Origin of the sequence: Methylomonas sp. MS20 (assembly GCF_050275925.1) — a bacterium.
GTDB classification, from domain to species: Bacteria; Pseudomonadota; Gammaproteobacteria; order Methylococcales; family Methylomonadaceae; genus Methylomonas; species Methylomonas koyamae_A.
This window is the reverse complement of the sequence record NZ_CP189962.1, coordinates 3,649,242-3,674,135: the sequence shown is the minus strand read 5'-3', so window position 1 is coordinate 3,674,135 and position 24,894 is coordinate 3,649,242. Positions and strand designations below refer to the sequence as shown.

21 protein-coding genes are annotated in these 24,894 nt (G+C 55.6%); 15 read left to right on the top strand and 6 right to left on the bottom strand.

The features are described 5' to 3' along the window. Nucleotides 1-22: 22 nt before the first annotated feature. Nucleotides 23-1,036, top strand: a complete 1,014-nt coding sequence (locus ACQE3D_RS16365; RefSeq protein ID WP_313729711.1) for a hypothetical protein — start codon at nt 23-25, stop codon at nt 1,034-1,036. Nucleotides 1,037-1,072: 36 nt separating this feature from the next. On the opposite strand, the gene ACQE3D_RS16360 is transcribed toward ACQE3D_RS16365, so the two are convergent. The 4 genes from ACQE3D_RS16360 to dctA form a co-directional block, all read right to left on the bottom strand. Beyond that, a complete protein-coding gene (locus tag ACQE3D_RS16360; RefSeq protein ID WP_313729712.1) occupies nt 1,073-2,044 on the bottom strand; it encodes a 2-hydroxyacid dehydrogenase in 972 nt (323 codons plus the stop codon). Nucleotides 2,045-2,234: 190 nt separating this feature from the next. Further along, nucleotides 2,235-2,726 (bottom strand): hypothetical protein, encoded by a 492-nt coding sequence (locus ACQE3D_RS16355; protein WP_313729713.1) that lies wholly within the window; start codon nt 2,724-2,726, stop codon nt 2,235-2,237. A gap of 234 nt (nt 2,727-2,960) precedes the next feature. Next, nucleotides 2,961-4,127: an aminotransferase class V-fold PLP-dependent enzyme gene (locus ACQE3D_RS16350; protein ID WP_071160900.1), complete on the bottom strand. Its 1,167-nt coding sequence runs from the start codon at nt 4,125-4,127 to the stop codon at nt 2,961-2,963. 252 nt (nt 4,128-4,379) lie between these two features. After that, nucleotides 4,380-5,672, bottom strand: coding sequence for a C4-dicarboxylate transporter DctA (gene dctA, locus ACQE3D_RS16345; RefSeq protein WP_313729714.1), 1,293 nt, complete (start codon nt 5,670-5,672; stop codon nt 4,380-4,382). A 424-nt stretch (nt 5,673-6,096) separates the two neighbouring features. Between dctA and ACQE3D_RS16340 the strand changes: the two genes are divergently transcribed. From ACQE3D_RS16340 to ACQE3D_RS16330, 3 genes are all read left to right on the top strand, one after another. Continuing rightward, nucleotides 6,097-6,336 carry a hypothetical protein gene (locus tag ACQE3D_RS16340; protein ID WP_313729715.1) on the top strand — a complete coding sequence of 80 codons (240 nt, stop codon included), beginning with the start codon at nt 6,097-6,099 and terminating at the stop codon, nt 6,334-6,336. A gap of 29 nt (nt 6,337-6,365) precedes the next feature. Then, nucleotides 6,366-7,307 (top strand): glycosyltransferase family 2 protein, encoded by a 942-nt coding sequence (locus tag ACQE3D_RS16335; RefSeq protein WP_313729716.1) that lies wholly within the window; start codon nt 6,366-6,368, stop codon nt 7,305-7,307. A gap of 423 nt (nt 7,308-7,730) precedes the next feature. Beyond that, complete coding sequence (locus ACQE3D_RS16330; RefSeq protein WP_313729717.1) at nt 7,731-7,913, top strand: hypothetical protein; 183 nt, start codon at nt 7,731-7,733, stop codon at nt 7,911-7,913. 44 nt (nt 7,914-7,957) lie between these two features. Here ACQE3D_RS16330 and ACQE3D_RS16325 read toward each other — a convergent pair whose 3' ends face one another. Next, complete coding sequence (locus ACQE3D_RS16325) at nt 7,958-9,508, bottom strand: hypothetical protein (RefSeq protein WP_313729718.1); 1,551 nt, start codon at nt 9,506-9,508, stop codon at nt 7,958-7,960. Between the two features lie 921 nt (nt 9,509-10,429). Between ACQE3D_RS16325 and ACQE3D_RS16320 the strand changes: the two genes are divergently transcribed. The 5 genes from ACQE3D_RS16320 (at nt 10,430) to ACQE3D_RS16300 (ending at nt 18,932) form a co-directional block, all read left to right on the top strand. Then, nucleotides 10,430-11,041 (top strand): hypothetical protein, encoded by a 612-nt coding sequence (locus tag ACQE3D_RS16320; RefSeq protein ID WP_064027690.1) that lies wholly within the window; start codon nt 10,430-10,432, stop codon nt 11,039-11,041. A gap of 429 nt (nt 11,042-11,470) precedes the next feature. Continuing rightward, the gene (locus tag ACQE3D_RS16315) at nt 11,471-12,424 is read left to right on the top strand and encodes an HpcH/HpaI aldolase/citrate lyase family protein (RefSeq protein ID WP_064024973.1); all 954 of its coding nucleotides are present in this window, start codon (nt 11,471-11,473) and stop codon (nt 12,422-12,424) included. A gap of 124 nt (nt 12,425-12,548) precedes the next feature. Further along, nucleotides 12,549-13,730 (top strand): malate--CoA ligase subunit beta, encoded by a 1,182-nt coding sequence (locus tag ACQE3D_RS16310; protein WP_064024974.1) that lies wholly within the window; start codon nt 12,549-12,551, stop codon nt 13,728-13,730. A gap of 9 nt (nt 13,731-13,739) precedes the next feature. Next, nucleotides 13,740-14,627, top strand: coding sequence for a succinate--CoA ligase subunit alpha (gene sucD / locus ACQE3D_RS16305; RefSeq protein WP_064024975.1), 888 nt, complete (start codon nt 13,740-13,742; stop codon nt 14,625-14,627). An 81-nt stretch (nt 14,628-14,708) separates the two neighbouring features. Beyond that, nucleotides 14,709-18,932, top strand: coding sequence for a DEAD/DEAH box helicase (locus tag ACQE3D_RS16300; RefSeq protein ID WP_313729719.1), 4,224 nt, complete (start codon nt 14,709-14,711; stop codon nt 18,930-18,932). Between the two features lie 4 nt (nt 18,933-18,936). Here the strand turns inward: ACQE3D_RS16300 and ACQE3D_RS16295 are convergent, their stop codons facing one another. Beyond that, nucleotides 18,937-19,260, bottom strand: a complete 324-nt coding sequence (locus tag ACQE3D_RS16295) for a hypothetical protein (protein ID WP_313729720.1) — start codon at nt 19,258-19,260, stop codon at nt 18,937-18,939. A gap of 447 nt (nt 19,261-19,707) precedes the next feature. On the opposite strand from ACQE3D_RS16295, the gene ACQE3D_RS16290 reads away from it, so the two are divergent. The 6 genes from ACQE3D_RS16290 to ACQE3D_RS16265 all read left to right on the top strand — a co-directional run bounded on the left by ACQE3D_RS16290 (nt 19,708) and on the right by ACQE3D_RS16265 (nt 24,821). Then, nucleotides 19,708-21,858, top strand: coding sequence for an adenosylcobalamin-dependent ribonucleoside-diphosphate reductase (locus tag ACQE3D_RS16290; RefSeq protein ID WP_313729721.1), 2,151 nt, complete (start codon nt 19,708-19,710; stop codon nt 21,856-21,858). A gap of 18 nt (nt 21,859-21,876) precedes the next feature. Further along, a complete protein-coding gene (locus tag ACQE3D_RS16285) occupies nt 21,877-22,608 on the top strand; it encodes a DUF3800 domain-containing protein (protein WP_313729722.1) in 732 nt (243 codons plus the stop codon). A 144-nt stretch (nt 22,609-22,752) separates the two neighbouring features. After that, on the top strand, nt 22,753-23,436 hold the full coding sequence (locus ACQE3D_RS16280) for a hypothetical protein (protein ID WP_064024982.1): 684 nt from the start codon (nt 22,753-22,755) through the stop codon (nt 23,434-23,436). A 114-nt stretch (nt 23,437-23,550) separates the two neighbouring features. Further along, nucleotides 23,551-23,961: a type II toxin-antitoxin system RelE/ParE family toxin gene (locus ACQE3D_RS16275; RefSeq protein WP_313729723.1), complete on the top strand. Its 411-nt coding sequence runs from the start codon at nt 23,551-23,553 to the stop codon at nt 23,959-23,961. A gap of 11 nt (nt 23,962-23,972) precedes the next feature. Then, nucleotides 23,973-24,386 carry a helix-turn-helix domain-containing protein gene (locus ACQE3D_RS16270; RefSeq protein WP_313729724.1) on the top strand — a complete coding sequence of 138 codons (414 nt, stop codon included), beginning with the start codon at nt 23,973-23,975 and terminating at the stop codon, nt 24,384-24,386. A gap of 6 nt (nt 24,387-24,392) precedes the next feature. Further along, nucleotides 24,393-24,821: a hypothetical protein gene (locus tag ACQE3D_RS16265; protein ID WP_313729725.1), complete on the top strand. Its 429-nt coding sequence runs from the start codon at nt 24,393-24,395 to the stop codon at nt 24,819-24,821. Nucleotides 24,822-24,894: the final 73 nt, after the last annotated feature.

Here is a 24,894-nt window from a genome sequence, read left to right as displayed (position 1 = left end):
TGAAGCAAGAACGGAGAATACCGTGTTAGATTCCGATGGCAGACAAGGGCGGCATCGCGGATGCGCCAACGTATCTAGAATTTTGTTGGGTTTGTGGCTTGGCGCGAGCGGATCGTTGACGCCGGCGCTTGCGCATGTCGAGTACTACGATTTGAATCAAGGGGCGCAAATCGGCGACTTAACGGTGGCCGGCAAGACCCAGTCCACGGCGCAATACGGCGCGAATCCATCCGTCACCGGACCGGGGGTGACCTTGAATACGACCTCCGGTCGGCCGCTAAACGATCCGGCTTACTGGAACGGCACCTACCAGTCTTACACCGGTGTCGGTACCTTCAGTAACGTGCATTACGATGCGGATCTTAGCAGCGCGACCGTCGATGTCGACGATGTCACCGACTGGGGCTGGGGCGACGGTACCCATAGTTTGGCGACCGGGCCTATCGGCACCTTGGGCGATACTCATAAGGTAGATTTCTTTAATTTTCGGCTGGCCAAGGCGTCGTTGGTGACGATCACCTGGAATGTCAACGACGCCGACGGAAACTATATCGACAACGGTTTTAGCGTGTTTCGCGGCGTGATGAATTACCAAACTCACGACGACTCCAGCGAACGCTTAAATCCGACGACGTTCGGCGTCGGCAAGGTGCAAAGCGCGCTGGATACCGGTACCGTGCGGGATGCGCAGGGAATCGCCTCGGCCTACCGGAATACCACCGCATCTGGTCCCGGCAACTACATAGGCCAATTCAACGCGCTCGACAATTGGGGCTGCGGCAACCAAGCGGGTAATTGGAGCGCGGTGTCCTTCGTCGCGGCGGTCAATTCGCATAATCCAGCCGATGGCTTCTCCAATAATCCCAACGACACCTTGGAAAGTTTGACCATTAAACTGGCGCCAGGCAATTACATCATTGCCGCGTCCGGCGCGCTCGGTGCCCAAGGTTACGGCACTAATCCGGGTACGTTTAACCTATCCAATTTGCACGGACATTTGACGTTCCAAGCCACCGCGATCGAGGCTTGCCAATAATAAGTCGCTAAACGGAGTCGGCGCGGCGGCCAGCGTTTAGACGACCCGATCCGGCGGTTCGGCTCCCGCGAAAAACGCCTGCAGATTGCGCAGCACTTTTTCCCCCATCGCCGTTCGCGTTGAGATCGTCGCGCTACCCAGATGCGGCAGCAGCGTGACATTGTCCAGCTTCAAGAAGCCGGGATCCAGATGCGGTTCGTTTTCGTAGACATCCAGGCCGGCGCCGGCGATGCGTTTTTCGGTCAACGCGTCGATTAAGGCGCGACTATCGACCACGTCGCCGCGCGCGGTATTGATCAAATGCGCCGTTGGCTTCATCTGTCGCAAACGTTCGGCATTCATCAAATGACGGGTCTGATTGCCGCCGGGGCAATGCAAGGAGACGTAATCGCAGCGCGGCAGCAGCTCTTCGATGCTGGCGCAACGTTCCGCATGCAGATCGTCGACCACTTCGGGATCGGCGGGAGTGGGTTTGACATAGAGGATTTTCATCCCGAAGCCGTGGTGCGCCTTGCGGGCCATCGCTTGAGCGATACGGCCGAAGCCGATCAGGCCCAACGTGGCGCCGGTGACGTCGCTGCTCATCATTTGGGTCGGACACCAGCCGCTCCATAGCCCGCTCCGTACCAGCCGGTCGCCCTCGGCGCCGCGCCGCGCCGACATCAGTAGCAAGGTCATCGCGATATCCGCGGTAGCTTCGGTTAAAACGCCCGGCGTGTTGGTGACGACCAAGCCGTTGGTGCGGGCGGCATCGATGTCGATATGGTTGTAGCCGACGCCGAAGTTGGCGATGATTTTGCAACGCCGGTTGGCGGCATTCAGAATGTCGGACCCGAGGGTGTCGCAGACGCTGGGACAAATCGCGTCGTATGTTTGCATGGCGCCACGGAATGCGTCGGCATCCAAAGGCTGGTCCTCGGGGTTCAGCGTCACGTCGTATAGACTGAGCAACTTCGCTTCGACGCCGGCCGGCCAGCGGCGGCTGATCAATACCTTGGGCTTGGGCATGCGGGACACCTTGAGTTTACTGGAGAAGTCTTCAGTATAACCTCGGTCGGTCCGGCTGACGAAGCCCGCGGAGCTTGAGTTAGCTTTAACAGGTGCTTAGAAACCCGCAAACCTCGTGGGTGTTATGGCCCATTACCTATCATTAGTCGCCATTGCCCCGCGCTCAGCGCATTCGGGGGCTACAGGAAGCTTAACGGCTGCGCGAAGTTTGGTAGCGCCTGCGCTGTAAGGCCAGGCAGCCCAGCAAGCTCCCTAAACCGAACCAGGCGGTAGCAATCGGCAAATTGGGTAGCGCGGCCAGTCGGTTTTGGCGAGGCGGGTTTGCCGACTCGGCTATCGTCAGGCGGTAACTGAAATCCGGGAGTAAGGCCCAGGCACCGCTGCTGATGGCCGGGTAATCGAACCAATCGACTTCGAAGGACCGACCGGTTGCGCCGGCGGGAACGCCGGTTCGCGCGGACGATTTCGGCAAGTATGATGACACCGAGTCTTCGCCGCGGCAGGCCGAGGATGCGCAGAAGGCAGTCCAGCCGCTGGACTTTGCTTGCCATGCCGATTGGTCTGGCAGGTGTACGGTGTCGGCGAATTCCGGCGCGAACGGGCTGTACGGGGAATCGGCGCGGGACTGGGTAATCGCGGGTGTAACGACGAACAGCATTATCAATAACTGCTTGAGTTTCATGGCATGCTCCTGTTTTACGTTGCAAAGCATCAAGCAATTCAGGTGCCAGTTTTATAAGTTATTGATTGTTATCAGTATCGCGTGTCGGCTGAGCTGGCGCCAGTCCGGCAGTGGGTTGTACTTTGGTGCAGTGTTGTCGCGTTTTGGTGCCGGTTGCGACACTCCGCAACCGGCAACATAGCCTGACCATGTTAACAACCTGGGCGGCGATTCGGTCGCCCAGGCGTGGCCGACTTATTTGGCGGTCGAGCGATAATACTCGACGGCGGCCGCGACGCCGCTACCGGCCTTGATATCGAAACCGTTGTCCAGCATCGCCATTTCCACACCGGCAATCGCCCCGAGCAAGGATACGTCGTTCATGTCGCCGACATGGCCGATGCGGAATACTTTACCGGCGACTTCGTTCAAACCGGCGCCCAGCGAAATGTTGTATTTGCTGTAAGCGGTGCTGATCACGTGGCGGGCATCTTTATCGGCCGGTACCACGATGGCGGTGACGGTATCCGAAGCCCAGCCTGCTTGGGCGCAAGTTTGCAAGCCCCAGGCTGCTACCGCGCGGCGCACGCCTTCGCCCAAGCGATAGTGGCGGGCGTAAACGTTCTCCATGCCTTCTTCCAGCAACAATTCCAGCGCTTTACGCAAACCGTACAACATCGGCGTGGAAGGGGTGTAAGGGGTGTAGCCATCCTTGTTGGAGGCCGCCATGTCTTTCAGCGAAAAGAACGAGCGAGGGAAGTTGCTGTTGTCGATCGCCGCCAGGGCTTTTTGGCTAAAGCCCAAAATCGCCAAACCCGCCGGCAGCATAAAGCCTTTTTGCGAACCGGCGATGCTGGCGTCCACGCCCCATTCGTCTTGGCGGAAATCGATGCTGCCGATGGCGCTGACACCGTCCGAGAACAGCAGGGCAGGGTGGCCGGCCGCGTCCAGCGCTTTGCGCACGCCGGGGATGTCGCTGGTGACGCCGGTCGAGGTTTCGTTATGCGTCGCCAACACGGCTTTGATCTCGTGGTTTTTGTCGTCTTTCAGGCGCGCTTCCAGGTGGTCCAAAGGAATGCCCTTGCCCCATTCGACTTGCTGGATTTCCACGTCGAAGCCCAATTTGCGCGCGGCTTCCGCCCACAAATGGCCGAATTGGCCGAAGCGATAAATCAACACTTTGTCGCCCTGATTCAAGCAGTTGGTCATTGCCACTTCCCAGCCGGCGGTACCGGTGGCCGGGAACACAAAGCATTGGCCGGTTTCGGTGCGGAACACTTTTTTCAGGTCTTCCAGAATCGGCGCCAGCAGCTTGGGGAAGATCGGCGAGCGGTGGTCTTCCATCGGCACGTGCATCGCGCTCAAGATTTCGTGTGGGGTATTGGTTGGACCTGGGACAAAAAGGTGATTGCGACCCGCCATCTGCTGACTCCTTAAAGGGATTGATTGTTTCGTGAAAAATCGCCGGATAGTGCCACAGAAGCGGGTTTTGAGCAAGTCGGTACGCAAGTAACGGTCTAGTTTCCAGGCTTGGCTTCGGCTTCGTTCCTGTTGTTCTGAGCAGCCCCAGTCGATGGAGATTTTAAGGCGCGATTCGGTAAATCGGCCCTAGACCGCACTTCTACCGAAGGGAAAACCGGCGTTCGGCGCCGGCCTGAAGCAGGCTAAGCGGCTCTAGCCGCGAACGCCGCCCTCCAATTCCGCCCGCAGTTGGGCCTGATTCAGCTCGCGCTCGGACTGCGACACCACGATGGTTGCCACGGCGTTGCCGATCAGATTGGTCAAGGCGCGGGCTTCCGACATAAAGCGATCTATGCCCAAGATCAGCGACAAGGCTGCCACCGGTACCGCCGGCACCACCGCCAGCGTCGCGGCCAGCGTAATGAAGCCGGCGCCGGTCACGCCGGAGGCGCCTTTGCTCGTCAACATCGCCACCAACAGCAAGGTCAATTGCTGAGACAAGCTCAAATCGACATTTAATGCCTGCGCGACGAACAGCGCCGACAGCGTCAGATAGATATTGGTCCCGTCCAGATTAAAGGAATAGCCGGAAGGGACGACCAAGCCGACTACCGACCGCGAACAACCCAAGCGCTCCAGTTTATTCATCAACGGCACCAGTGCCGATTCCGACGACGAGGTTCCCAGCACCAGCAGCAACTCTTCCTTGAGGTAACGCAGCAGCTTGAAGATGTTGAAACCGGTCAGTTTACCTATCCCGCCCAGCACCAGCACCACGAACAGCGCGCAGGTCAGATAAAAACAGCCCATCAACGCGGCCAAGGGTTTCAAGGCATCTATGCCGTATTTGCCGATGGTAAAGGCCATCGCCGCGCCCGCGCCGATCGGCGCCAATTTCATGACCACATTCATCATCGCAAAGAATAGATGGGCGCATTCCTCGACAAAGCGATGCACCAAACGCCCGGCTTCGCCCATTTTATGCAGCGCCAGCCCAAACAGCACCGAGACCAGCAACACCTGCAGCAAATCGCCGGAGCCGGTGAAGGCGTCGGTAAAGGTTTTGGGGATGATGTGTAAGAAAAACTCGGCGACGGTTTGTTGATCGGCCTGCTTGGCAAAACCCGCGACCGCCGGCGCATCCAGGCTGGCCGGATCGACGTTAAAGCCCTGGCCCGGCCGTAGCACGTTGGCCATTATGACACCCAAGGCCAACGCAAAGGTCGATACCAATTCGAAATACACCAGGGCTTTAAAGCCGACGCGCCCGGCTTTCTTCATGTCGCCCGCCCCGGCAATGCCCAGCACCACGGTGCAAAACACCACCGGCGCGATCAGCATTTTGATCAAGCCGATAAAACCGTCGCCGACCGGCTTCAATGCCACCGCATGCGCCGCATCGAAATGGCCGAATAATCCACCCAATACAATCGCCGCCAAGACCCAATAGTACAGCCGGGTTTGAGCGCGGTCAGCCGGCGGTAACGGATGGGATGGTGTGTCCATGGCAGGATTGAATTGGATTTATCGCGGCGATTTTAGACTGAAGGTAAAAGTCGGCCAATAGAGCCGCCCAAATATACGCGCCTTCACTGTTTGGGTTGAGTGACCTGTCGAAGCGGTTTGACACCGATGACAGTAGTCATGACAAACCGGGGCGAAATATCGCAGATATACGACATGTCGTCTCGGTTTGATGTTGTCATAAGCCTTATCTTTCCTACAAAGATCAATTTGTCTATTTAAATTCAACTGCTTATGTATTTCAAATAAATCGGCATGGGGTTTGCGTTGTTTTTAACAAGTGGGTCGGAAACGCCTCAACCAATGATTTCGTCAGCGGCCGGCGGGCATAAACGACACCGTCGTCATGACCTCGATTAGAGGTCGCAGTTAACAGATTAATCAAACAAATTGTGGGACTCTGCGTATGCCGATCACCTTACTGAAAGCACTCAACCTGGCCAAAGATCTCGACGATCTCGGTAATTCGTCGCCAGGGTCTTGCTATTACAGCACGAGTTCTTTCGATGAGAGCGAGGCGTTTAAGTCAGCGGGAGTACGGATTCAGATAGGCAGCGACTTGCATTCAGCGAGAAGCGAGCAGTTGGTTTTGGACGTCACGCAAATGCCCGGCATTGAGCCATCACAGACGTCGTTGAAATTTTGAATTTATTTTTGAACCCTAGGAGTAAGTAGATGAATACTGAATTAGTACGAACCGCAGTCATTGTTCCGGTTTGGAATGCCAGTCAGCACTTGGATCGGCTGTTGCCGGCACTGGCGAGCCAGTCTTTGCAACCCGATGAATGGCTGATAGTCGATAGTCACTCGACGGATGACACCGTACAACGTTGTTTAGCGGCGGGCGCTAGAGTCGAAACGATTCCGCCGGGAACATTCAACCATGGCGGGACTCGGCGTTGGGCCAGCCACTTGGTGTCTGCGGACATACTGATCTTTATGACGCAGGATGCGATCTTGGCCGATACGGAAAGTTTGCGTAAGTTGCGGGATGCGGTGTTGTTGGATGTCAATGTCGGCGTGGCATACGGGCGGCAGTTGCCGCGCCCGGAAGCCGGCACTCTTGAAGCGCACGCCCGTTATTTCAACTACCCCGCGCGAAGCAGAACCAAGAAACTTTCCGATTCCGCCAGCTTGGGTATCAAGACTTGCTTCAGCTCCGACTCGTTCGCGGCGTACAGACGCACGGCCCTTGATGCGGTCGGCGGATTTCCACTCGACGTGATCGGCAGCGAAGACGCCTATGTTGCCGCTAAAATGCTGCTGTCCGGCTGGAGCGTCCGTTATGAAGCCGACGCTCTCGTCGTTCATTCGCACAGTTATTCTCTTTGGCAAGAATTTCGGCGCTATTTCGATATCGGCGTGTTTTACGGGCAGGAAGACTGGATTGAGCGCCAATTCGGTAAGGCGCGCGGCGAAGGGCGGCGCTTTGTGATTTCCGAGATCAAGCACATCATGCAGTTGGGGCAAACTTGGCGCATACCCGAATGCATTTTGCGTTCCGCGCTGAAATTGTTGGGGTATCGGCTAGGCTGGATACACAAGGCCTTGCCGCTGGCCCTGAAGCGGCGCATCAGCATGTTTCCTCGTTACTGGGAGGCTTTGGAATTGTCATGACTTTCCAAAATCGCCACGGACTGGTATACCGGTATTTTCCGATTTTTGCGTATCTTCTATTCACCCGGCCCTTAAAAACCGTTCGCCCCGAGCTTGTCGTAGGGCGCACCGGTCGGGGCTTAGCCGAGCTCAGCCCGAGCGGAATACCAGATCAGTAGGGCCGGGTTAATAATTCTGGACTTGGCTGCTTGAGGTTCGCCCGCTAAAGCCGGTTTGCCGAGCGATGGAGGGATGGCGCAAAGGGAATTGCACGGATTCACCCTGCGGGACTGCCGACACCGGTGACGAGAATCGTAAGCACGTAGATACGGTGGCTAAAATCAACCGCATCGATCGCGTAATTCTCTAGCCGCTATCTTAGGCAAATCGATTTCATGTCCCCATTCTCGGAATAAACACCTAATTTCACGTAACGATGAAAGCTTGAATAAGGCCGGTTGCTGGTCTGTCATCGTTGCAACCTACTTCACTTTCTTGATCGATGCGGTTCGTACCGCAGCACACACTTCCGGGCTGAAAGTAAAAATCGGCCAAAAGCCGACCACCACGCCCTTTAAATCAATGGAAGGTTATGGTCTCAGAGCAGTCGATCAACGCTACGTTTGAAGGGCGCCGTTAGGCGTCCCCTCCAAGCGTAAGTTAGGCCCCTCTTAATTCACGTCGTTGACCATTGTTAGAGCGAACTTGTAGCCCTTACCCTTAAAGCCTACAACTTCAGCGGTAACTGGCTGGTTCCTGTCGTCGAGCCATGTGATTCGAACCTCAGGATCGGAAATTTCACTAGTCGCTATGATGTGTGCGCTCTTAAGAGACTGGAGATCTAGCTCCTTGAGCCCCTGCCCCTTTCTCTTCACGGTTATTGATGCGCCGGAGTCAGCAGAAACCATAACTCTTAGCTGTGGGCTTGACGGGTTTGATCTAACTGGGAAACCGGCCCTAAGGAAAAACGAGCGAAGCCGTTCTATGTCGCTGGCGCTGGCCCACTCAGCAAGCAGTTGCCAGTAGGTTTCAAACTCGCGAAATTCGCGGATTGACATACTGCCTGCGCCAGACGCTGAATGCTTGGAGGTAGTGACCATCCACGAAATGAAAGGCCTCGGGGTCACCTGATTGGCTGGCCCCACATCGTCTTCTGACAATCTGCTCCTGGACCACAGATCGACATTTGGGTACTCCAAATTAAAGTAGAGGCCATTCTTGGCGGCGTACCGAAGTAAGTCCTTGGAAAGGGTATTTAGTTCGTCTTGGTTTATCGACAAATCAAGGGTCGATTTGATATGAGGTAGTGCGGCTAAGATATTCACAATCGTATCTATCTTTTCTCTACGCGGCTCCTCTCCGATCAGGCGTTTCAATTCCTCAATTACCTCAGATTGATCGGGGCGCAATTCGACGCAGGTCTTCAACGCGCTCTGCTTCGCCATGCCCCAGGGCAAGGTGCGATAAGTGGTGAGCAATTTCTCTACACCCTCGTCATAGCTAACTTCGCCAACATACCTCGCCGCTTGAGCTTTAACGGAATCAGTGAGGGCGGCAGAGGCAACTAGTTCAACGGCTGATGAGCCCAAATCCTTATGCTTGAAATTCGCTAGGATGGCTTCAGTCTTTTCTGGCTGCTTAGTGATCCATCGGTAGGGGGATTTCTCAGGAGGATTTAGCATCTCGGCTATGAGTCGATTGGCGTCGACCTTCTTGCGTTCATCCGATTGGAGGTTTAGCAGCGCCAGGGTGTCCAAGAAATCCTGCAACGGAAGTTCTTCCTTCTTTATCCATCCCCTCAGTCGTCCCCAATCGTTAGATGCGAGTTCGACTTCGCGACTGTTAACATTGGTGTGACTCGCGAGATGCGACGTCACAATGGTCTTGTTCAGAAGGTCGTTTAACGTATCCTTTATGTTGCTTTCAGAGTCTGCCTGTTGAATTAGTTCTTCTGCCTGCTTCTTTACCAATTGCGTTGCTTCTTGCTTGATGTCTCGCCAAGTCGTCAGACCGAACACGGTGAATATCGCGAGGAACAAAGCAGCCGCTGCCCCAATAATCTTCGCAGCAATGGCAACAGATTCCTTCAATATCTTTTGCTCTTTGGCGAGTTGGATCTCAACCTCTTGTCGAACGATGCGTTCGAGGTCAGCGGAGGCCCCGAAAACAAGATCTGACGCAGGCGGCACTTTTGCTGTTGGCAGTTCGCTTGTTTCTGACAAAGAGTGCTCCTGATCTGGGACGCGGTTCAATGGGTTTCGTTGGACCTAACTGGTCAGATAAGGAGCGTCTAAGCGTCTGCTTGATCTGATTGATGGCGTTACGTTTAATCGTGTTCTTCGTTTTGTCACGCTATCGCTCCTTATTTGACCAGATGGTTTCCATATATCTACCGAAAAATGATCTTAGACAAGATAATTTATTGAACTGCATATGATCTTCCTTTCTGTATATCTGTCATTCGACAGAGAAACAATGACCGGTAACGGCCAGACTGTTGCCATTTAATCAGATCGAGCGACATTCCGCAAAGGGTCGTAAGCCGCCCGCTAACTTTCCAAACGCAACGAGCCGCAATCATAGCGCGTGGAAAAATGTCCGTGCGAAGTCGTTAGTGGCTATTCTATGCTGTTATCAATTTATAGACTATTCTTTCGAACGCTCAAGGAGTGCGCGCCTCTGCTAATCCACTAGCTTTTCTGCATAAGTTAGCTCGCTGGCGAGCGAATAGGCGCGCATCTCAACGCGGCTGGCGGTAAGCCTCTGTGCTTGCCCGTCCCTGAACGGTTTTTACACGTGTTTCCAACGTTGGGGGAAAACCGCTGCAGGCTACGGCTGGCAAGGCTTCCGGCGATTCGGGTTTCACGGAGCTGTAGAATCACGACACGGAAGCCTGGAAGGACGTCACGGAACGTTGGAAGGACGATACGGAAGGCTGGAGGCACGTCGCGGAGCGCTGGAAGGACGTCACGGAAGGTTGGAAGGACGTCACGGAACCTTGGAAGCACGTCACTGGAAAGCGGAAGGACGCGTTTCCAACATAAAAACACGGCATGGAAACGCCGATACCCTCGTCGCGGGCGTTGCCGGTGGCGAAACTGGAGTAGGTGGGCGGATTCAATTCATTCATCGAGGAATTTAACATGCCCAAATCCACGTTTATCCCGAACGCCGATCACGACTTTCTGGCCTGGTTCGACCATTTCCTGGCCAATCTGAAACCCGAACACGGCGTGGCGGATGCCGACTTGGCGGCGCTGACGGCGGCGAACGCCGATTTTCACGATAAGTCGCGGCTGGCCGGCAATGCCGCCGCGCTCGCCAAGCAGGCGACCGCCGATAAGAGCGACAGTCGTAAAGCATCCGAAAACCTGATTCGGGCGGAAGTGCGGCGCATCAAGGCGCGTGCCAATTACACCGACGGTATCGGTGCGCAATTGGGTATCGACAGCAGCAGCCGGACCGGCGATCTGTCCACGGCCAACCCCAAATTGAGCGGCAACGATCAAACCGGTGGGGTGGTGGTACTGAGTTTTGTGAAGCACCGCAGCGATGGCGTGAATCTCTATTGCCAGCGCGACATCGACACCGACTGGGTGTTGCTGGGCCGCGCCACCGTCTCGCCCTTCGTCGATCGCCGGCCGCTGCTGACGCCCGGCAAGCCGGAACTGCGCCGTTACACCGCCGTGTTCATGTCCAAGGACCAGGAAGTTGGCCAGTACAGTCAGGAACTGGTGGTGAATTGCGCGCCATGAGCGCCGGGGGTATTTAAGTCGCCTGGGCCATGCGCGCCGTTTGGCCCAGGCATGACTCGTGGTTCGTCGTGCATCCTAAAATGAATTTGTCGGTCTTGAGTAGTCCCGTTCGACTTCCCTCGGCCATACGAAATCCCGGCCGGCGCTAAGCCTATCGGCGCCGCCATCTCCACGTCACTCGCGATCGCTGGCATCGCGGCACCGCTAGCCGGCGTATTATTCGACGATTTTCAGGCTAAGCCATTTACTCTACCTGCAGTCGGTGCGTACGGACCGCTGGCTAGGGCGTCGGCGTTTGCTCCATGATAGTGCGCGCATCCGTCCGCAAGCGTTGACTTTGCACGTCCCGAAAGTAAAATGGCTGGCTATTTAAATCATTGCCGGAACAGCAAAAACAGCCGTTCTCTCACTAACCTTAGGAATTGATTCATGAGCCACACTCTTTACCAAGCCAACGCGCAACGCGTGCAACGCTGCGAACTGGCGGTGCCGGGTTCCAATCCGGACATGTTCGAAAAAGCCCTGAAAAGCGGTGTGGACTTCATTTTCCTGGATTTGGAGGACGCGGTCGCGCCGGACGACAAGCTGCAAGCCCGTAAAAACGTGATCCAAGCCATCAACGATTTGGACTGGGAGGGCCACGGCATCACCTTGTCGGTGCGGATCAACGGTCTGGACACTCAATATATGGTGCGCGACGTGGTCGATCTGGTCGAGCAGGCCGGCGCTAAAATCAAAACCCTGTTGGTGCCCAAGGTCGGCGTTTACAGCGACGTTTACATGGTCGATGCGATGCTGAGCCAGTTGGAAATGCAGCAGGGCCTGACCAATAAAATCGGTATCGAAGCCTTGATCGAAACCGCGTTGGGCATGGCCAACGTCGAAGACATCGCCAAGCAGGGTGCCATCGGCGGCCGTTTGGAAGCCCTGCATTTCGGTGTCGCCGATTACGCGGCCAGCAATCGCGCCCGTACCGTCAACATCGGCGGTTTGAATCCGGATTATCCGGGCGACCAGTGGCATTTCGCGATCAGCCGGATGACCGTGGCTTGTCGGGCTTACGGCCTGCGGCCGATCGACGGTCCGTTCGGCGACATCAAGGACCCGGAAGGCTACAAAGCCGGCGCCCGCCGTGCCGCCGCGCTGGGTTGCGAAGGCAAATGGGCGATCCATCCGTCGCAAATCGCGTTGGCCAACGAAGTGTTCACCCCGCCGCCGGCCGAAGTCGAAAAAGCCAAGCGTATCCTGCAAGCCTTGAAGGAAGCCGCCGCCCAAGGCAAGGGCGCCGCCGCGCTGGACGGTCGTTTGATCGACGCCGCGTCCGAACGGATGGCCAACAACATTGTGCGCGCCGCCGAAGCGATCGCCGCGAAAACTAAATAATTCAATTCTTGTAGGTTGGGTAAGTCCTGAGCGAAGGCTAAGGGCCTAACCCAACACGAAGGCTTTAATGTTGGGTTAGGCTTCGCTAACCCAACCTACATTTTCCAATATCACGAGAGAACCCATGGACATTCATGAGTACCAAGCAAAACAGTTGCTCGCGGAATACGGCGTGAAAATCGCCGAGGGCGGTCTGGCTTACAGTCCGGAAGACGCGGTGCAACGCTCGCGCGAAATCGGCGGCCACGTCTGGGTCGTCAAGGCCCAAATTCATTCCGGCGCGCGCGGCAAGGCCGGCGGTATCAAGGTGTGCAAAACCCACGACGACGTCAGCGCCGCCGCCGAAGCCTTGCTCGGCAAACGTTTGGTAACCCATCAAACCGGTCCGGCCGGTAAACAATGTTTGCGCCTGTATGTCGAAGCCGGCGCCGACATCGTCAAGGAACTGTATTTCAGCCTGCTGATCGACCGCGCCCACGAGCGCATCGTCATGGTCGGCTCGGCGCAAGGCGGCATGGAAATCGAAGAACTGGCCGAGACCAACCCGGACGCGATCAAGAAGATCCACATCGAGCCGGCCGTCGGCTTGCAAGATTTTCAAGCGCGCGAGATGGCGTTCGCGTTGGGCATGACCGCCGACCAAGTGCCGCAAGCGGTTAAATTGATTCAAGGTTGTTACCGGGCGATGCGCGATCTGGACGCCAATATGATCGAAATCAATCCGCTGGTGATTACCGGTCACGACGAATTGATCGCGCTGGACGCGAAAATGGGTTTCGACGATAACGCCTTGTTCCGCCGTCAAAAAATTTCCGAGTTGCGCGACAAGACCCAGGAAGATCCGCGCGAAATGGCGGCGGCCGACCGCGGCTTGAGCTACGTCGGCCTGGACGGCGACATCGGTTGCATGATCAACGGCGCCGGTCTGGCGATGGCGACGATGGACATGATCAAACTGGCGGGCGGCGAGCCGGCCAACTTTTTGGACGTCGGCGGCGGCGCTTCGGCCGAGCGTACCGAAAAAGCCTTCCGGATGGTGTTGCAGGACAAAAACGTCAAAGCCATGCTGGTCAATATCTTCGCCGGCATCAACCGTTGCGACTGGATCGCCGAGGGCGTCGTGCAAGCGGTCAAGAACATCGACATGAAAGTGCCGCTGGTGGTGCGCCTGTCCGGTACCAACGTCGAGCAGGGCCGCAAGATCATCGAGGATAGCGGATTGCCGATCATTACCGCCGATACCTTGGCGGAAGCCGCCGAAAAAGCCGTCGCCGCCCGCAACCAAGTCGTGGCCGCGCAAGGATAAGGAAACACTATGTCAATTTTCATCGATAAATCCACCCGCATCATCGTTCAAGGCTTTACCGGCAAGATCGGCAGCTTTCACGCTCAGGAAATGATCGACTACGGTTCCAACGTGGTCGGCGGCATCACGCCGGGCAAGGGCGGTCAAACCCATTTGGGCCGGCCGGTGTTCAATACCGTCAAGGAAGCGGTCGAGCAGGCCGGCGCCGAAGCCAGCATCGTGTTCGTGCCGCCGGCTTACGCCGCCGATTCGATCATGGAAGCCGCCGACGCCGGTATTAAATACTGCGTGTCGATTACCGACGGCATTCCGACTCAGGACATGATGAAGGTCAAAAACTTTCTGAGCAAATTCCCCAAGGAAAAACGCATGGTGTTGACCGGACCGAACTGCGCCGGCACCATCAGCCCAGGCAAGGCGATGCTGGGCATCATGCCGGGCCACATTTACATTCCCGGCAGCGTCGGCATCGTCGGCCGTTCCGGCACGCTGGGCTACGAAGCCGCCGACCAAATGAAGGCGCTGGGTATCGGCGTGTCCACTTCGGTCGGTATCGGCGGCGACCCGATTAACGGCAGCTCGCACCGCGACATTCTGGAGCGTTTCGAGCAAGATCCGGAGACCAAGGTGGTGATGATGATCGGCGAGATCGGCGGACCGCAAGAAGTCGAAGCCGGCGTATTCGCCAAGGAAAACATGAGTAAACCGGTGGTGGCCTATATCGCGGGTCTGACCGCGCCGAAAGGCCGCCGCATGGGCCATGCCGGCGCGATTATTTCCTCGACCGGTGAGTCGGCGGCGGAGAAAGTCGAAAGGCTGAAAGAACTGGGCGTGACGATCGCGCCGACACCGGCGGCAATGGGCGAGACGATCGCCAAAGTACTGGCCAAGCTGTAAATCCGGCCGGGCCAGCCGCCACCAAGCCCGCGGGATGCGGGCTTTTTTATTTCCAATGTTCCTTTTGCCTAGATCCGAGTTATGACATCCGCATCGCAACGAGGCCAGTGTCTCGACCATTACCGCCGTCTGCCGGCCGAACACCAGACGATCGTGAAATTGCTGGCGATGTATTACGGATACTGCTCGTTAACCACGTTGGCTAAATGTCTGGCGAGTCTGGGCATCAAGGAAGGCGGCAAGGTGTTGAAGTCCGAGTCGGTCAAGGCCAGGATCAAGCCGCTGATCGCCGCCGGATTGCTCGAGGAAAACCCCCGGCCCGGCGGTACCCGTTGTTCGCGGGCCCTGGCGGAAGTGATCGTTCGGCAAATGGTCGACGACAACGAATTCGAACGCTACGCGGCCGTCGTTACCACCCATAATCCGCCCGGTCACGGTTATTACCGCTATAACAGCGTCGACGATTGCATCCGCGAGGCCAGACTGTTTTTTCATCGCGGCGATTACGCGCAAGTCGCGCAATGTTTGAAGATCGGCGATCACTATCCCGGCAAAATTCCGGACCCGATCGATTTATACCTGTCCTGGTTTCTGAATCCGCTGGACTTGGCCGGATTCGCCCGCCAACACGGCCCGCTATTACTGGAAATGGCCGGATTCGCGGCGATGCACCAGTTGGTTTATCTTTACGCCAACTCCGACTTGCAACAGCTTTACCGGCATTTGCTGGATACCGACAAGGGCCGCGAGGATGCCTTGTTGCCGCGGGTGGTACTGGAGTTGAAGTTGTTGGAGGGCGACTGGGACGGCGTGGCCGGCGCGGTGCGGGGTACCGAAGATCCCGAGTTGCAGGCGGTCGCGGCGATGCTGGCTTTTTTGCGTGGCGAAGCTTCCGCCGCGCTGACCGGTTACGATAAGGCGTTGGCGGCGTTTCGCAAGCTCAGCGGCCAACGCAACATTTACTTTTACGGGTTGGCGGGGGTGTTTTATCCGCTGGCCATTCTCAAATACGGCGACACCAAGCAGCGCGCCAAATTGGCGACCTTGCTGAATCAGGCCGGCAAGCTGGGCGGTCCTTGGACAGGCATCTATCACTATCTGGCGGTCTTCAACCAGTTTTTGCAAGGCGACCTGTCGGTTCGCGATCAACTGTTGCGGCTGGAGCTGCCGTTTCGGCTCAGCGGCGGTTTTCGCGACAGCGGCACGCCGGACGGCGTGCACGCCACGTCGCTGTTTCAATACGTGTTGTTGTTGGTCATCAAGTCCTGGGTCAAAACCGACTTTGTCGATAAGGTCGATCCGTTGGAGCAGAAGCTTTACAGTCATTTGCTGGCCAACGGTTATCGCTGGCCGGCGGCGGAGCTGGCCAAGATCTTCGCCGGTATCGACTTGCCGCGCGCCAAGCAATGGGATGCGGGTTTCTTGGAAGGTCGGACCGCGCTGAGCACGTTGTTCGTCAGTCGCGCCGATTGGGAAGTGGCCTTGGATGCGCTGCTGAATTTGCCGCTGGCCGACAAAAAGCCCGACTCGGCCGCCAGCGACAAGGCATTGCGGCTGGTTTGGCTGATCAGTCACGACGAGAAAAATCACCGTATCGAAATCGAGCCGCGCGAGCAAAAACAGCAGGGCAAGGGCGGCTGGAGCAAGGGCCGGGCGGTGGCGTTGAAGCGCCTGGCCCAGGAAACCGCCGGTTTCGATTACCTGACCGACCAGGACCTGAAAATCTGCGCCCACATCAAGGAATACCGCGACAGCGGCTGGTACGGCAGCAACACCTTTTTCGCGTTCGACGCCGGCACGCCGCAAGCCTTGATCGGCCATCCCTTGGTATTTTGGGCCGATGCGTCGGAAGTTCGAGTCGAAATCGTTAAGGGCGAGGCGGAATTGCGGGTCAAGAAATTGGGCAAGGACGACCGAATCAAAATCAGTCTGGAGCCGGCGCCCGGTTTCGAGCAAAAGTTTTATATCGCCAAGGAAGCGCCGACCCGCTTGAAGGTGGTGGAATTTACCGCCGAGCACCACAAAATTTACGGCGTGTTGGGCCCCAAGGGCTTGGAAGTGCCGATGTCCGCCCAGGAGCGGGTGTTGCAAACCCTGACCGGCATTTCCGGGTTGCTGACCGTGCATTCCGACATCGGCGGCAGTTCCAGCAGCGCCGAGCAGGTCGAAGCCGATCCGACCCCGCGCCTACATTTGTTGCCGCATGGCGAAGGATTGCGGGTAGCCTTGCTGGTGCGGCCCTTCGCCAACGGTGGCGCCTATTTTCAGCCCGGCCAGGGCGGCGAAAGCGTGCTGGCCGAGATCGACGGCAAGGCCTTGCAGGCCGCGCGCAATCTGCGCTTGGAAAAACGCCGGGCCGAGGCGGTGCTGGATGCCTGTCCGATTCTCGGCGACGGCGAGCGCGACAGCGCCGGCGACTGGCTGCTCGATCATCCGGAAACCTGTCTGGAGTTGCTGCTGCAAATCCAGGCCTTGCCGGAGGGTCAGGCGATTCTGGAGTGGCCGGAAGGCGTGCGGTTCAAGGTGTTGGGTCACTCCAGCGGCAAGGGCCTCAGCCTGCAAATCAAGCGCGACAACGATTGGTTCAGCCTACAGGGCGAGCTGAAAGTCGGCGACGACACCGTGCTGGACATGCAGCAATTGTTGGGCTTGCTCGACAACCGCGAAGGCCGTTTTCTGCAACTGAAGGACGGCCAGTTCATCGCGTTGACCGACGAATTTCGCCGCCGGCTGGAAGATTTGAAAGCCTACGCCGATCTTAGCGGCAAGAAGGTCCGCATCAATCCGCTGGCGGCGCTGACCTTGGAAGACTGGGAAGACGAGGTCGGCTTCAAGGCCGATCAGCATTGGCAGGCGCATATGCAGCGCTTGCAGGCGTCCCGCGATTACCAGCCGCGAGTGCCGTCCACCTTTCAGGCCGAATTGCGCGACTATCAGATGGACGGTTATCGTTGGCTGGCGCGGCTGGCGCAATGGGGTGTGGGCGCCTGTCTGGCCGACGACATGGGCTTGGGCAAGACCGTGCAGGGTCTGGCCTTGCTGGTCGAGCGCGCGCCGCTGGGACCGGCCTTGATCGTCGCGCCGACCTCGGTGTGCGCCAACTGGGAGAACGAAGCGATCCGCTTCGCGCCGACTCTGAACCCTATCGTGCTCGGTACCGGCGACCGCCAGCGCTTGCTGGAAAATTTGCAAGCCTTCGATCTGCTGATTTGCAGCTACGGCTTGTTGCAGCAGGAGCAGGTGGCCGAAATGCTGGCGAAAATCGAGTTCGGCACCGTGATTCTCGACGAGGCGCAGGCCATTAAAAACGTAGCCACTCGCCGCTCGCAAGGCGCGATGAATTTACAGGCCGGTTTCAAGTTGATCATGACCGGCACGCCGTTGGAAAATCATTTGGGCGAGCTGTGGAATCTGTTTCGCTTCATCAATCCGGGCCTGCTCGGCTCGCTGGAACAATTTAATCAGCGCTTCGCCGGACCGATCGAACGCGAACGCAGCGCCGAAGCGCGCTTCCGCTTGAAGAAATTGATCCAGCCCTTCATCCTGCGCCGGACCAAGACTCAGGTGTTGCAGGAGTTGCCGCCGCGCACCGAAATCCCGATTTACGTTGAACTCAGTCCGGAAGAAACCGCCTATTACGAGGCCTTGCGCCGCGACAGTCTGCGCGTGCTCAGCGCGGCGGAAGGACCGGCCGGCCAACGCCATCTGCAGATCCTGGCCGCGATCACCAAATTACGGCGCAGTTGCTGCAACACTCAGTTGGTCAACCCGGATCTGGCACTGCCCAGCAGTAAATTGGCCGCCTTCGGCGAGATCGTCGACGAATTGCTGGATAACAAACACAAGGCGCTGGTGTTCAGCCAGTTCGTCGATCATTTGCAATTAATCAAGCAATACGTTGAGCGGCGCGGCATTCGTTACCAGTATCTGGACGGCTCCACGCCGGCCAAGGAACGCCAGACGCGGGTCGATGCCTTTCAACGCGGCGAAGGAGAACTGTTTTTGATCAGTTTGAAAGCCGGCGGCGTCGGTTTGAACCTGACCGCCGCCGACTACGTGATCCACATGGACCCGTGGTGGAATCCGGCGGTCGAGGATCAGGCGTCCGACCGCGCCCACCGGATGGGCCAGCAGCGGCCGGTGACGATTTACCGGATGATCGCCAAGCAAACCATCGAGGAAAAAATCGTCGCGCTGCATGGCCATAAGCGCGACCTGGCCGATAGTCTGTTGGATGGCGCCGACTTGAGCGGCAAGGTCACGGCCAACGAATTGCTGGATTTGATGAAGGCCGAAGTCGCATAGCGGCTTATTGCCGCCTTAGATTGTGCTTCTTGCGAGCGATCGCCCGATCGGCCTTATTCTGTTGATGCGTCAAGCGGGCGCGTTCCGTATTCGTCACCACGCCGTCGGCCTTGGCATTGGCTTCCTGGCGTTCGATACGGGTTTGTTGATGTTCCAGACGATTGGCTTCGCGGGTGGTCAGCGCGCCGGAGGCTTCGCCTTGTTCGATACGACGTTCTTGATCGATTTGGCGCTGATCGATGCCCGGCGTGCCGGCCACGCCCGGTTGGCAGAACCCGATCGCCGCCAACAGGGCGGTCGTGCTAACAATCTTGGCGATGTTGTTCATCGGTGGTTTTCCTCGTGAGTTGAGTGAGCTCGGCGTATCGGCCGGGCGCCGGCTTGCTTCAAGCCGGCGGGCCCATTTTAGTCGCTACCATTAAACCTTTCTTAACCCTGCCGGCTAACCGGGAAATCGATTCGGTTTCAACTGCGCGCGCTAACTCCTTGAACTGAAAAGGCTGCGCGTTTTTCCTTGGGCGTAGCGTAAAAAGTTCTGCCGGTATCACAATATATTGTGCTAACATTTTTCCAATGGCACTACATGCAGTGGCGCAAGCCCGCACAGTGTCTTCGCTTTAATTCGTAATAAACATCAATATCTTACAAGCACAAACGTCGCCGAGTTCGCCGGTTCGGACACTATCGGTTCGCGGCGGCGCGTTTGTCGGCTTGTGAAACTCGCTCCGACGAGCGGGTTCGTCCAGTAACCATCAGACCAAAAGGGAATCCGCGCATGACCGCAAAACTTTCCGTTGTACCGTCCACCGATACCGATATTCCGCTGCAAAGCGCTTCCCTGGACATCTGGGACAGCAAATATCGTTTGAAAACCAAGGACGGCAAGGCCATCGACGCCAGTATCGACGACACATACAAACGGGTTGCCCGCGCGTTGGCCGATGTCGAGAAAACCAAGGTCTTGCGCGAACAGCATTACAAGGAATTCCTGTGGGCCTTGCGCCAGGGCGCGATTCCGGCCGGGCGGATTGTGTCGAATGCCGGCGCGTTGGAGCACAAGCCCGCTACCTCGACCATCAATTGCACCGTGTCCGGCATCATCGAAGATTCGATGGACGACATTCTGCATAAGGTCCACGAAGCCGGTTTGACCCTGAAAGCCGGCTGTGGCATCGGCTACGAATTCTCGACCTTGCGGCCGCGCGATGCCTACGTGTCCGGCGCCGGCGCCTACACATCCGGACCGCTGTCGTTCATGGACATCTACGACAAGATGTGCTTTACGGTGTCGTCCGCCGGCGGTCGGCGCGGCGCGCAAATGGCGACCTTCGATGTCGCTCACCCGGACGTGGTCGATTTCATCCGCGCCAAGCGCGAGGACGGCCGGCTGCGTCAGTTCAACCTGTCGTTATTGATTACCAGCGAATTCGTCGAAGCGGTCAAAAACAACGGCCCGTGGTCGCTGTCTTTCCCGATTACCGAGCGCGAACAGATCGCCGACCAGTTGGATTTGAACGATGGCGCCAAAGTGATCTGGCGCGATCTGCCCAATAAGAAAGGTTACGTGGTCAACGAGGCCGGTCTGGTGGCCTGCCGGATCAGCAAAGTGATGCCGGCCCGCCGCCTGTGGGACATCATCATGTCCTCGACCTACGATTACGCCGAACCCGGCTTCATCCTGATCGACAAGGTCAACGAGATGAACAACAACTGGTTCTGCGAGCACATCCGCGCCACCAACCCCTGCGGCGAACAACCGCTACCGCCTTACGGCTCCTGCCTGTTGGGCTCGATCAATCTGACCCGCTTCGTCGAGCAGCCGTTCACCGAGCAAGCCCGCTTCAACTGGGACGACTACCGCAAGACCGTGCGCATCTTTACCCGCATGCTGGACAACGTCGTCGAGATCAACGGCCTGCCGCTGCAAAAACAGCGCGACGAAATCACCGGCAAGCGCCGCCACGGCATGGGCTATTTGGGCTTGGGTTCGACGATCACGATGCTGGGTCTGAAATACGGCAACGCCGAGTCGCTGGACTTCACCGAGGAAGTCACCAAAGTCATGGCCGTGGAGGGCTGGAAAACCGGCCTGGAACTGGCGAAGGAAAAAGGCCCGGCGCCGATCATGGAGCAGTTGTTCGAAGTGAGCGGCGAAATGCTGCACAAACGCCCGGAAATGAAAGCCGACGGCTACAAGCTCGGCGACCAGGTGCCCGGCAAGGTGTTGCACGCCAAATACAGCCGCTACATGCAAAAGCTGGCGCAAGTCGAGCCGGAACTGGTGGCGCAACTGGCCGAAACCGGCTGCCGCTTTACCCACCACAGTTCGATCGCGCCGACCGGCACCATCTCGCTGTCTCTGGCCAACAACGCCAGCAACGGCATCGAACCCAGCTTTGCCCACCACTATTCGCGCAACGTGATCCGCGAGGGCAAGAAGTCCAAGGAAAAAATCGACGTGTTCTCGTTCGAATTGCTGGCCTACCGCCACTTGGTCAACCCGGACGCGATGCCCTATAGCGACAATCCCGCGCAACAACTGCCGGACTACTTCATCGCCGCCGACGACATCTCGCCGAAACAGCACGTCGACATTCAGGCCGCCGCGCAACGCTGGATCGACTCGTCGATTTCCAAGACCGCCAACGTGCCGACCGACTACCCCTACGAAGACTTCAAGTCGATCTACGAATACGCCTACGAACAAGGCCTGAAAGGCTGCACCACCTTCCGCTTCAATCCGGAAGTGTTCCAGGGCGTGTTGGTGAAAGAGTCCGATCTGGAAAACACCACCTACCAGTTCACGTTGGAAGACGGCCATGTGGTGGAATTTAAAGGCAACGAAGACGTGGAATACGACGGCGAAGTCCATACCGCAGCCAACTTGTTCGATGCTTTGAAGGAAGGTTATTACGGCAAGTTTTAATTAAATAAACGAATCGACATGAACGGTTCATTTTCAGATTACATCGTTTATGTCGATGAAAGCGGTGATCATGGTCTAAATAGTATCGACCCGAGTTATCCGATATTCGTATTGGTGTTTTGTATTTTTAAGAAGAACGATTATGTGCGTACCGTCGTGCCGTTGATTCAAGAATTCAAACTCAAGCATTTTGGTCACGATCAGGTTGTTTTACACGAAACCGATATTCGCAGGGATCGCGGCAGCTTTGCTTTCTTGAAAAGTCGGCAGCTGAAAGCCGAATTTTTGAACGAATTGACGTTAATCATTCAACAATCACCTTTTACCTTAATCAGTTCCGTGATCGATAAGCAGCGTTACCGGCAAAAACATCAGGCTGTGGAGAACCCTTACCATATTGGCCTGCGTTTCGGTTTGGAAAGGATTTTTTATTGTTTGCGACAACCGTCTTTGACCCATATCGTTGTAGAACAACGCGGCAAAGTAGAAGACGATGAATTGGAATTAGAGTTTCGACGTATTTGCGCGGGAGATAACTATTTGCACAAGCCATTGCCGTTTCAATTGGTATTTGCCGACAAGAAAAGTAATTCCGCCGGCTTGCAACTGGCAGATCTGGTAGCACGCCCCATCGGGCTGCATTACTTACGGCCGGAGCAAGGCAATAGAGCATTCGAAATCGTAAACGAAAAATTTTATACCAACGCTCGGGGCGACAAGCATGGTTACGGACTGAAATGCTACCCCTAAAAAACAAAAAGCCCCGATGTAACCACCGAGGCTTTCTGTCGACCGAGTATCCTCAATCCTTGGAAGCATTATCTGTTTGGCAACTTGTTTAGTCAAGCTCGGTAACTGACGAATTCAACAGACAAAATTTTAAAGGCAAGCAACATGACCCTACACAAAATCAGCAAAAAAATCGTCGGCTACAAAGTCCTGAGCAAGGACAGCGCCGAAGCGGTTCAACAAGCGGAAGCGGAAAAGCCGTCGCTGGAATCGATGCACGAAAACGTCGAGCGTCCGGAAATGCTGGTCGGCTCCACCTACAAGATCAAGACGCCGCAATCCGAGCACGCCTTGTACATCACGATCAACGACATCATCCTTAATCAGGACACCGCCCACGAAGAGCGCCGGCCTTACGAAATTTTCATCAATTCCAAGAATATGGAGCATTTTCAATGGGTATTAGCGTTGACGCGGGTCATCTCGGCGGTGTTCCGCAAGGGCGGCGACGCTTGTTTCCTGGTCGAAGAGCTGAAAGCGGTGTTCGATCCGCGCGGCGGTTATTTCAAAAAGGGTGGGGTGTTCATGCCGTCCTTGGTCGCTGAAATTGGTCATGCCATCGAGTCGCATCTGAAGCACATCGGCATGATCAAGCCGGAAAAACTCAGCGACCATCACCAGCAGTTGTTGGACGAGAAACGCCGGGAATTCGAGGCTTTGCACGGTTCCAGCGAGGGGCAGGCGTTTCCGGAAAAGGCCGTGCTGTGTAACAAGTGTTCGACCAAGGCGATGGTGTTGATGGATGGGTGTATGACTTGTTTGAATTGTGGGGAGTCGAAGTGTGGGTGATGTTGCTTGTGACGGTGATTTGAGCCCACAACTGCTAGGGTTACACGTTCGCTGATGAACTACCTCCAATTTTAAAATTAGCAAGGTTGCAAAAATTAACCTATAAGTTAACATATGAAGCTGAAAGTGCTGCATCACGACAAATTCAAAATTGCCGCCACTATGAATGGTACAGAGTGTGAGGTAGAAGCTTTCTTTGAAGAGTCGATTTCGAACTCTAACTACGAAGCTAGTGCTGAAGGTTTATTTGTATTGATCGAACGCATTGCAAAAGACGGATTAGATGGCCTTTCACCTCATGTTTGGCATTTAGTAGACAAAGATAACAAAATTTATGAACTAATTAAGGGTGATTTGCGGTTACTGTTTTTTAAAGGTCCAGGCGACTTATTAGTGATTGCCTCACACGGGTTCATTAAGAAAACTCAGAAGACCCCAGATAATGAAAAAAATAAAGCAATCCGCCGTAAAAAACAGTATCAAAAAGATTGCGATGCATGCAATATCGAGCTGGTTGATGAATAGGAGGATATGAAATGGCTATTAAATCTTTCAAAAAGTTAGTACTGCAAGCGAAACTCCGTGATAGTTACTGGGTGGAAAAAGCTAAATTAGACTTTTCCATCGCCCTTAACCAATTTTTTGAGCGTAGCGGTAAAACTCAAAAAGAATTAGCGAGCAAACTAAATACCAGTCCTGCTTATATTACTAAGGTGTTTCGAGGTGATGCTAATTTTACTATCGAAACTATGGTTAAGCTAGCTAGAGCGGTTGATGGTCAATTACATATTGATATAGCTCCACAGAAACTCAAAAATTATCAGCCAACACCCTTAGAGAGTGCTAATAGAGCCATCCTAATTTATTGCGGAAATTCTACTGACAGCTTTAGGCCTGTCAATCCAACTAATTTGCCAAAAACAAATAGTGTTAATACAGCAACGTGCTGAAAATTTATGACTGATCGATATTTACATGCCATTTGGTGCGACGATATTCGACAAGAGATCGGTAACAAGCCTTCTTTCATGGGTACTTATGTCAGTGGAATTACCGTGCCGATTTTGCCTTTTTTTCTACCAAAACTTTGCGCTTACGTCTGGGCATCTACCTGTATTGAGAAACCATTCCAAAAAATAGATGTTAAAGTGGCTCGTGATGATGGGACTGTTTTAGCTCAAATGAAAATAGATAACTGTAAAAATATGGCGGAACAATTAGGTGATATTGGTGATGCAAAAACAATGTTGATGATGTTTGGCATGAATATATTAGGTGTTGAATTACCTGAAGATTGCAAATATATTTCTGTAACGATGGAAAACGAATCTGAAATTTTAGAAGGCCCTAAGTTACGTATCACTGTTGCGCCACCAGCAGGGTAGGGTGGGCACGGTTTATGTGCCCGCGCGGAATTAAAACGGCAGGATATTGTTTCGCTATCGCTAAGATCAATTG

What these genes read in the sequence shown, in the direction of transcription:
- ACQE3D_RS16290 (WP_313729721.1), top strand. Translation starts at nt 19,708, where the DNA reads ATGACCGCAAAACTTTCCGTTGTACCGTCCACCGATACCGATATTCCG.
- ACQE3D_RS16275 (WP_313729723.1), top strand. Translation starts at nt 23,551, where the DNA reads ATGAAGCTGAAAGTGCTGCATCACGACAAATTCAAAATTGCCGCCACT.
- ACQE3D_RS16270 (WP_313729724.1), top strand. Translation starts at nt 23,973, where the DNA reads ATGGCTATTAAATCTTTCAAAAAGTTAGTACTGCAAGCGAAACTCCGT.
- ACQE3D_RS16340 (WP_313729715.1), top strand. Translation starts at nt 6,097, where the DNA reads ATGCCGATCACCTTACTGAAAGCACTCAACCTGGCCAAAGATCTCGAC.
- ACQE3D_RS16310 (WP_064024974.1), top strand. Translation starts at nt 12,549, where the DNA reads ATGGACATTCATGAGTACCAAGCAAAACAGTTGCTCGCGGAATACGGC.
- ACQE3D_RS16300 (WP_313729719.1), top strand. Translation starts at nt 14,709, where the DNA reads ATGACATCCGCATCGCAACGAGGCCAGTGTCTCGACCATTACCGCCGT.
- ACQE3D_RS16315 (WP_064024973.1), top strand. Translation starts at nt 11,471, where the DNA reads ATGAGCCACACTCTTTACCAAGCCAACGCGCAACGCGTGCAACGCTGC.
- ACQE3D_RS16350 (WP_071160900.1), bottom strand. Translation starts at nt 4,127, where the DNA reads ATGGCGGGTCGCAATCACCTTTTTGTCCCAGGTCCAACCAATACCCCA.
- ACQE3D_RS16355 (WP_313729713.1), bottom strand. Translation starts at nt 2,726, where the DNA reads ATGAAACTCAAGCAGTTATTGATAATGCTGTTCGTCGTTACACCCGCG.
- ACQE3D_RS16320 (WP_064027690.1), top strand. Translation starts at nt 10,430, where the DNA reads ATGCCCAAATCCACGTTTATCCCGAACGCCGATCACGACTTTCTGGCC.
- sucD (WP_064024975.1), top strand. Translation starts at nt 13,740, where the DNA reads ATGTCAATTTTCATCGATAAATCCACCCGCATCATCGTTCAAGGCTTT.
- ACQE3D_RS16265 (WP_313729725.1), top strand. Translation starts at nt 24,393, where the DNA reads ATGACTGATCGATATTTACATGCCATTTGGTGCGACGATATTCGACAA.
- ACQE3D_RS16360 (WP_313729712.1), bottom strand. Translation starts at nt 2,044, where the DNA reads ATGCCCAAGCCCAAGGTATTGATCAGCCGCCGCTGGCCGGCCGGCGTC.
- ACQE3D_RS16295 (WP_313729720.1), bottom strand. Translation starts at nt 19,260, where the DNA reads ATGAACAACATCGCCAAGATTGTTAGCACGACCGCCCTGTTGGCGGCG.
- ACQE3D_RS16335 (WP_313729716.1), top strand. Translation starts at nt 6,366, where the DNA reads ATGAATACTGAATTAGTACGAACCGCAGTCATTGTTCCGGTTTGGAAT.
- ACQE3D_RS16285 (WP_313729722.1), top strand. Translation starts at nt 21,877, where the DNA reads ATGAACGGTTCATTTTCAGATTACATCGTTTATGTCGATGAAAGCGGT.
- ACQE3D_RS16280 (WP_064024982.1), top strand. Translation starts at nt 22,753, where the DNA reads ATGACCCTACACAAAATCAGCAAAAAAATCGTCGGCTACAAAGTCCTG.
- dctA (WP_313729714.1), bottom strand. Translation starts at nt 5,672, where the DNA reads ATGGACACACCATCCCATCCGTTACCGCCGGCTGACCGCGCTCAAACC.